This window comes from uncultured Veillonella sp., from assembly GCF_900545205.1.
In the GTDB taxonomy this organism is placed as follows: Bacteria; Bacillota; Negativicutes; order Veillonellales; family Veillonellaceae; genus Veillonella.
In genome coordinates this window covers 1-7,295 of the sequence record NZ_UQYC01000079.1, presented here as the reverse complement: position 1 = coordinate 7,295, position 7,295 = coordinate 1, and the positions used below count along the sequence as shown (strand labels likewise).

At 39.6% G+C, this 7,295-nt stretch carries 3 protein-coding genes and 1 pseudogene; 2 read left to right on the top strand and 2 right to left on the bottom strand.

Annotated elements, in window-relative coordinates; all coding sequences use genetic code 11:
• Window positions 1-55: 55 nt before the first annotated feature.
• A pseudogene (locus tag QZR70_RS07790) lies at window positions 56-2,620 on the top strand (acyl-CoA dehydratase activase-related protein); the annotation flags it as partial.
• Window positions 2,621-3,464: 844 nt separating this feature from the next.
• On the opposite strand, the gene QZR70_RS07785 reads toward QZR70_RS07790, so the two are convergent.
• Window positions 3,465-4,652: a multidrug effflux MFS transporter gene (locus QZR70_RS07785; RefSeq protein WP_227721308.1), complete on the bottom strand. Its 1,188-nt coding sequence runs from the start codon at window positions 4,650-4,652 to the stop codon at window positions 3,465-3,467.
• Window positions 4,653-4,886: 234 nt separating this feature from the next.
• On the opposite strand from QZR70_RS07785, the gene QZR70_RS07780 reads away from it, so the two are divergent.
• Window positions 4,887-5,171 (top strand): PepSY domain-containing protein, encoded by a 285-nt coding sequence (locus QZR70_RS07780; RefSeq protein WP_024065668.1) that lies wholly within the window; start codon window positions 4,887-4,889, stop codon window positions 5,169-5,171.
• 129 nt (window positions 5,172-5,300) lie between these two features.
• On the opposite strand, the gene QZR70_RS07775 is transcribed toward QZR70_RS07780, so the two are convergent.
• Window positions 5,301-6,938 carry an L-lactate permease gene (locus QZR70_RS07775; protein WP_295794290.1) on the bottom strand — a complete coding sequence of 546 codons (1,638 nt, stop codon included), beginning with the start codon at window positions 6,936-6,938 and terminating at the stop codon, window positions 5,301-5,303.
• Window positions 6,939-7,295 lie beyond the last annotated feature (357 nt).

The window sequence follows — 7,295 nt, the reverse complement described above, 5'->3', positions numbered from 1 at the left end:
ATTTTCTGACGGATAATACTGTCCAATTAACTGGATACTTTTGCCTCTGTTTTGGTCTGGCTTGATGGGTGCTTATGGTATGGCCCTTCTTGCAGCTGAAACAGCAGAAGAGTTACAAAAGGAAAAAAGTACTTTGCTCGATAGCAATGGTCTTAACTCCTTACAAGTATCTACGACAATGCGCAATTGTGGCCTTTGCTCCAATAACTGTATGCTTACCATCAACGCCTTCTCTGATGGTCGTACCTACGTAACTGGTAACCGTTGTGATCGTGGTGCGGGCGGTATGATTCAAGAGGAACGCAAAGCAGTTCCTAACTTAGTAGACGTTAAATTGCGTCGTTACTTCGACTATTATTTGAAGAAAAATATTCCAGAGTTCGAAGGTAAAATGCGCGTAGGTATTCCTCGTGTCCTCAACATGTATGAGGATTTCCCATTCTGGTTTACATTCTTTAATACACTTGGCTACGAAGTAATCCTTTCCGATTACACTACAAAGGAACAATACAACAAGGCTATTGATACAATTCCATCCGATACAGCTTGCTACCCAGCAAAAGCGGTACATGGTCATATTCGTGATCTGGCGAATGCACAAGTAGACTTTGTTTGGTACCCTTGTATTCAGCATGGCCCTAAGGAATTTAGCCGCGACAATAATTACCATTGTCCAATGGTTATTTCCTATCCGGAACTTATTAAAAATAACATGCAAGAGGTTCTGGGGGATACTCCATTCCACGCACCATTCTTGCCATTGGCTGATAAGAAATCTCTTGTTCCGGCCCTTGTGAAAGCATTGGACTTCTTGAATCTCAAGAAGAAAGATATTGCTAATGCTGTAGAAAAAGCTTGGGAAGAACAAGAAAATTGTAAGGCCTCTTACCGTGAAACGACAAAGAAAACTGTATCTCGCCTCGTAGCAGAACAAATTCCTACCATCGTATTAGCTGGTCGTCCATATCATTTGGATTCCGGTATTAACCACGGTATTCCAGAGCTTATTACATCTCTTGGTATGGCTGTTCTTACAGAAGATGGTGTTGCTCCACTAGGCAATGAAATTAAGCATTTACGTGTTGTAGACCAATGGTCCTACCATAGCCGTTTATATCGCGCTGCTGAATTCGTAAGTAGAACAGAAGGGTTCCAAATCGTTGAACTTAACTCCTTCGGTTGTGGCCTTGACTCTATCGTAGCGGATCAAGTAAAAGATATACTTTCAGCAAACCATAAAATTCATACCTTACTCAAAATTGATGAAGGTACAAACCTTGGGGCTGTAACAATCCGTTTACGTTCCTTGCAATCCGTAATGGAACGTAGCTTGCGTCGTCATCATAACCCAGAAGCACCAGAAGTGGTGGAAGAGCAATTACCAACGTACGATTATAATCGCGTTGTATTCACAGAGGAAATGCGTAAGACCTATAAAATCTTGGTGCCACAAATGTCACCATTGCATTTTAGTCTATTAGATCCAGTCCTCAAAAATGAAGGCTATAACTTTGAAATGTTGCCAGCACCAACGCGTGACGACATTGAAGTGGGCTTGAAATACATCAATAATGATGCATGTTACCCAGCGATTATCGTTGTAGGCCAGCTCATGTCTGCATTGTTATCGGGTAAATACGACATCAATAAAACGGCTGTTATCATCTCTCAAACAGGTGGTGGTTGCCGTGCTACAAACTACATTGGCTATTTGCGTAAAGCATTGATTGACGCTGGTATGAAACAAGTGCCGATCCTATCCCTCAATGCGAGTGATATGGAACGTCAACCAGGCTTTAAATTGACAAAAGGTTTCTTACATCGCATGATTCAAGCCGTTGTTTACGGTGATGCCCTCATGCAATGCGTATTGGCTACACGGCCTTACGAAACCAACCCAGGCTCTACAGATGCATTATGTGATTACTGGATTAAAAAGTTACGTGAAAACATTACATCTGCCAGTCTTCGTCAGTACAATAAGTACATCAAAGAAATTATTCATGACTTTGATAACTTGCCAGTTAATAAAGATGTACAAAAACCTCGCGTTGGCGTCGTAGGGGAAATTTACGTTAAATTCCACCCAAGTGCTAACAACCATATCAATGAACTCATTGAAAAAGAAGGTGGCGAAGTCGTTACATCTGGTTTATTAGACTTCTTCTTGTACTGTGCAATGGACAGCACGTACCGGGCTAAACACCTTGATGGTACATGGCTATCTGGCTTCTTCGGTACATTGGCTCGTGAAGCCCTTGAACTCTACCGCTTGCCATACGCTAAAGCCGTAGCGGCGTCCAAACACTTCGACCCTCTACAACGTATGACAGAAGTAGCAAAAGAAGCAGCTCAATACATTGGCCTTGGTAACCAATGCGGTGAAGGCTGGTTCCTTACAGGCGATATGATCGACCTCATCGAAAAAGGGGCAAAACAAATCGTATGCTTGCAACCATTTGGCTGCTTACCAAACCACGTAACAGGTAAAGGCATGGTAAAAACACTATCCGCTGCCTACCCAGACGTGCGCATTGCTGCCATCGACTACGATCCAGGCTCCAGTGCAGTAAACCAAGCAAACCGCTTGAAACTATTACTATCGACCATGTTTGAGTAAGTAGTTAGTGTATTGCTAATTTTAGCTAAAATAATAGTTTTGTAACTCGATGGAGCTATTGTAAATAAGCGATAAGGTGCTTCCATTTTATAATGGGGCCCGGATACAACTGCATATTATTAGTATAGAAAAAATACAGCCCTCTCTTGGCTCAGTACGTCACTACGTTCCGTAAAATCGCTGCAGAGAGGGCTGTATTCTTTTCTATATACACTAGTTATAAAGATGTCCCATTATAAAATGTAAGTAATCCAATCTACTATATCCCTAATAGCTCCATCGAGTTTGTTATCTCATTATTTACAAAAAATTAGCAATACACCTAACGGAAATGGTAGGGAGAGGACTTTGTTCTTTTCTATATACGTTATTTATGAAGATGTCCCATTGAAAATATAACTAGTGCAAATGGTAGAAGGGAAAGGAGCTATTGTAAATAAGCGATAAGGTGCTTTCATTTTATAATGGGGCCCGGATACAACTGTATATCATTAGTATAGAAAAACACAGCCCTCTCTTGGCTCAGTACGTCACTACGCTCCGTAAAATCGTTGCAGAGAGGGCTGTATTCTTTTTTCTATAATCAGTTGGATAGTAGCTTTCCTTTATTGTGCTTATGGTGTTTGTAGGGAATAAGAAGTAATCTATTTTAGACAGAGTTTTAAAGCCTTACAATGGGACATCTTCATAGCAAAAATTAATAAAAATAGCGTTACCTTTTTCGAAGCGATTTTACGGAACGAAGTGACGTACTGAGCAAGAAAAAGGTAACGCTGTTTTTATACTAAAATTTATTCTATTGTAACGGGGCCCCATTGTAAGGCTCACACAAATGTAAAATAGATTATTCTTTTTCAACTAAACCATATAGGCACAATAAGGAAAGCACTGCACATACTAGCATTGTTATCCCCATTGGTACACCCGTATGATCTCCACCAATGCCAACGAGTGGAGATACGATGCCTGCAGCGAACATGCTGGCAAAGCCGAGTATGGCAGAGGCACTGCCTGCCATTTTCCCGTAGTTGGTCATCGCCATAGAGAATGAGGCGGAGCCGAATAGGGATACGGTACATACGGTAAAGAATAGGATGGTTGTTACAGGGATGAGTGACCATTCGAAAATCATAGCAATTAAGAATAGTAAGGAACCAATTGTAAGTTGCCATAGGCTGAATGTTAGTAATTGTTTAGCTGTTATAACATTACTAACACGACTACTAATGGCACTAGCTAAGACAATACCACAGCTGTTAATACCGAAAAGATAGCTAAATTCTTGAGCGGAAAGATTAAAAATATTTTGGTATACAAAGGATGAACCTGATATATAAGCAAAAAATCCGCCAAAGGCAAATAATTGTATTAATGTTTGACCTAAGAATGGCTTATCTTTGATGAGGGTAATATAATTTTTAACTGCTACACCTACACCGCCTGTAATACGTTTTTCTTTTGGTAAGCTTTCACGGAATAGAAGTGAGCCTACTAATAGAATAGCAGAGAATACTGCTAGAATTACAAAGATTACACGCCATGTAGTGAATAAGAGCAATTGGCCACCTATGAGAGGGGCAAGTACTGGAGCTAAGCCGTTAACCATCATAAGTAAGGCGAAGAGTTTCGTCAATTCTTGACCAGAAGCAAAGTCTCGAGCGATAGCCTTGGCAATTACAACACCTACAGATCCAGTTAAACCTTGTAGGAATCTACCTAGTAAAAGTATTTCGATGTTAGGTGCAAAGGCACAAATGATGCTAGAGATGACACATAGTAAATTGCCTACGATGAGTGGTAATTTACGACCCATTGTATCGCTAATAGGGCCACCAAATAATTGGCCTAATGCAACACCAAAGGTCATAACACCAATGGTCATTTGAATATTAGATGCGGTTGTATTTAATTCGCCAGGCATAATCGGCAATGCTGGTAAATAAAGATCTGTTGCGAGCGGTGTTATGGCTGTTAACATGCCAAGGAATACTACCAAGATAAAGGAAACCTTAGCAGAATTTTCTTGATTCATATAATCCTCCTATCTTAAAATGGGAAAAATAAAAGCCTGCGAATCGCACTTCGCAGACTGCATTTAATTTTTTCTATTTGATACGATGTATTGTAACATGATTAGTAGATAATTTCTATAGATTTTTCTTAATAAGAATTATGATTTGCTATCTTTTCTCTCATCGATTACAATAAGTTATATTATTTATATCTAAAAGTATCAATTTGGTTTATGTGTGTAGGAGAGAATTATATGAAAAAAATGGTAAAATCCTTGATTTTGACTGTAGTAGCTGTCCTGAGTACTACGGTAGTGTCCTCAGTGGAAGCTATTAGTTCTGATGAGGCCGTGCAAAGTGCATTGGCACGTGTACCGGGTGCAACGGTTACTAATATAACTGAGTTCAATCGCGATTATGATCATGGTCGTTTAGAGTATGAAGGTGAAATTCATTACAATGGTTATGAATACGACTTTGAAATTGATGCAGATACTGGCACATTTACAAAATGGGAAGTGGAGCAAGAGGTCTACTAATAGACTGAGAGCTTATAATGTGTAACAATGTGGATTAACTCCTTAAGGTTGTACTACTTGGAATATCCTAATATATAACAATAAAAAAGAACAGCTCATTAAGAGCTGTTCTTTTTATGTTACCAAATCTTAGAAGAAGAAGTGGTGAATTTCATGGATGAAATGTTGACCGAAGAAGGAGATACAACCATGCATAATGATGAAGATCAAGAAGTATTTGAACGCGCTGTTCATGATAACGCTTGCTTCGATTTCATGTTCTAAGTTGTGAGCTTCTTCAGAACCAATTTCTTTGTGGTTTTCTAGGTATGCTTTCAAAGCAGGACCTACGGCACCAATAGAAATCGCGATGGATTGTGGGGACAACATTTTGCCGATACCAGCTGCACCGGAGTTAACTGCTGCCAACCAGAAGCCAAGGTCTTCGAAGTTTGTAGGATCTAAACCTTGAGCTGCAGCGATTTGAAGTGGGCCAAACAATACGTTGGAGTTTGTACCGGAACCAGTCAAGAAGGCACCCAACGCACCTACGATAGGAGCGAATAGAGGATACAAGGAACCTGTACCAGCAACCATTGCTTTCGCAATATCTGCAGTCATACCAGAGTAAGTCATCAATTTAGCTGTCATAACAACTGTGATGATTGTAAGGTATGTGAATTTCAAGTTTTTAACTGTGGAACCCAATGTACCGAAGATTTCGCCAGCTTTTGCTTTTTGGATGAAACCACCAACAATACCAGCGATGAAGATCATGATACCAGGAGTTGCAATCCATACGAATGTGTAAGGTTTTGCACCAGGACCTTGGTAAATAGGTACGGATGTTTTAATGGACGCAAGAGGACCATTAATTGCAGGGAACAATTTGGAAGTTAATAACAATAATACGAAGATCAAGATGAATGGCATTGCAGCTACAAGGCCTTCGCCACTGGAAACTTTAGGAACTTCGCCAGTTTGTTTAACTGCGTATTCAGGATCATTAGGAGGCATAATTTTTGCACAGATAATGATAACTGCCATGATAACGATAGATGCAGAGATTACGGATAATTCTGGACCCATTACAGCGTTGATTACAGTTTCAGGAACAGCTAATGCTAAACCGGAAAGTAATGTAACAAGGAATACGCCTTTTAACGCTTTAACACCGCCACCAATAATCATAACAACGAAGAATGGTGCGATAAGGTTAAGTAAGAATAATTGTACGGAAATGAATGTACCTAAATGGCTTGGATCAAGGCTTGTTAAGGATGCCAATGTAGTTGTTGGAATACCGATGGAGCCGAATGTTGTAGGTACGGAGTTAGCAACGAGACATGCGATGATAGATTTTAGTGGATCAAAACCTACTGCAACCATCATAGCAGCTGGAATTGCAACGGCAGTACCAAAGCCAGCCATACCTTCCATGAAGGCACCAAAGCCCCATGCAAGTAACAATGCAAGTACACGAGTATCAGATGTTACAGAAGAAAGCATTGTTTTAATAGTTTCCATTGCTTTCGTATGTACTACCAAGTTATAAACGAAGATAGCAGCTGTAATAACTAATAGGATTGGCCAGATTGCCAAAGCGGCACCTTCAAGGGCACCAGTGACCATAATGAATGGGTCAGATTGGAATGCTGTAATAGCGATGATGAAAGAACCGATTGCAGCAACACTTGTTGCTTGCCATGCAGGTAATTTCAAGATGGATAACGCTACGATCAACCAAATGATTGGAGATAGCGCTAATAGAACGGTGATAGCACTCATTTCTAAAATCATCCTTTCAAGAAAAATAAAAATATATGCTTAACAGGACGATGTAGCTTAATCAATTTAATTGATGAGTAAATCGCTATTGTATTAAGTTGTAAAAGTTCAGTTAAAATAAAAGCTTACAATAAAATAACAGATAAACTTATCATAAAAATTAATATATCTCTTAAAATTTTTTAACCTCATGGTTTTTGAGGTTAATGAGATTAAAAAAATATAAGAGAGGGGACATAAACAGTGTTTATGTCCCCTTCTTTACTGACTACATGTCCACGTTAGGGCCTTTGTAAGGTCTTAGGTATTAGTAGTTACCTTTGAACATTGTAGCAGGAGCTTCTGGTACATAATCGC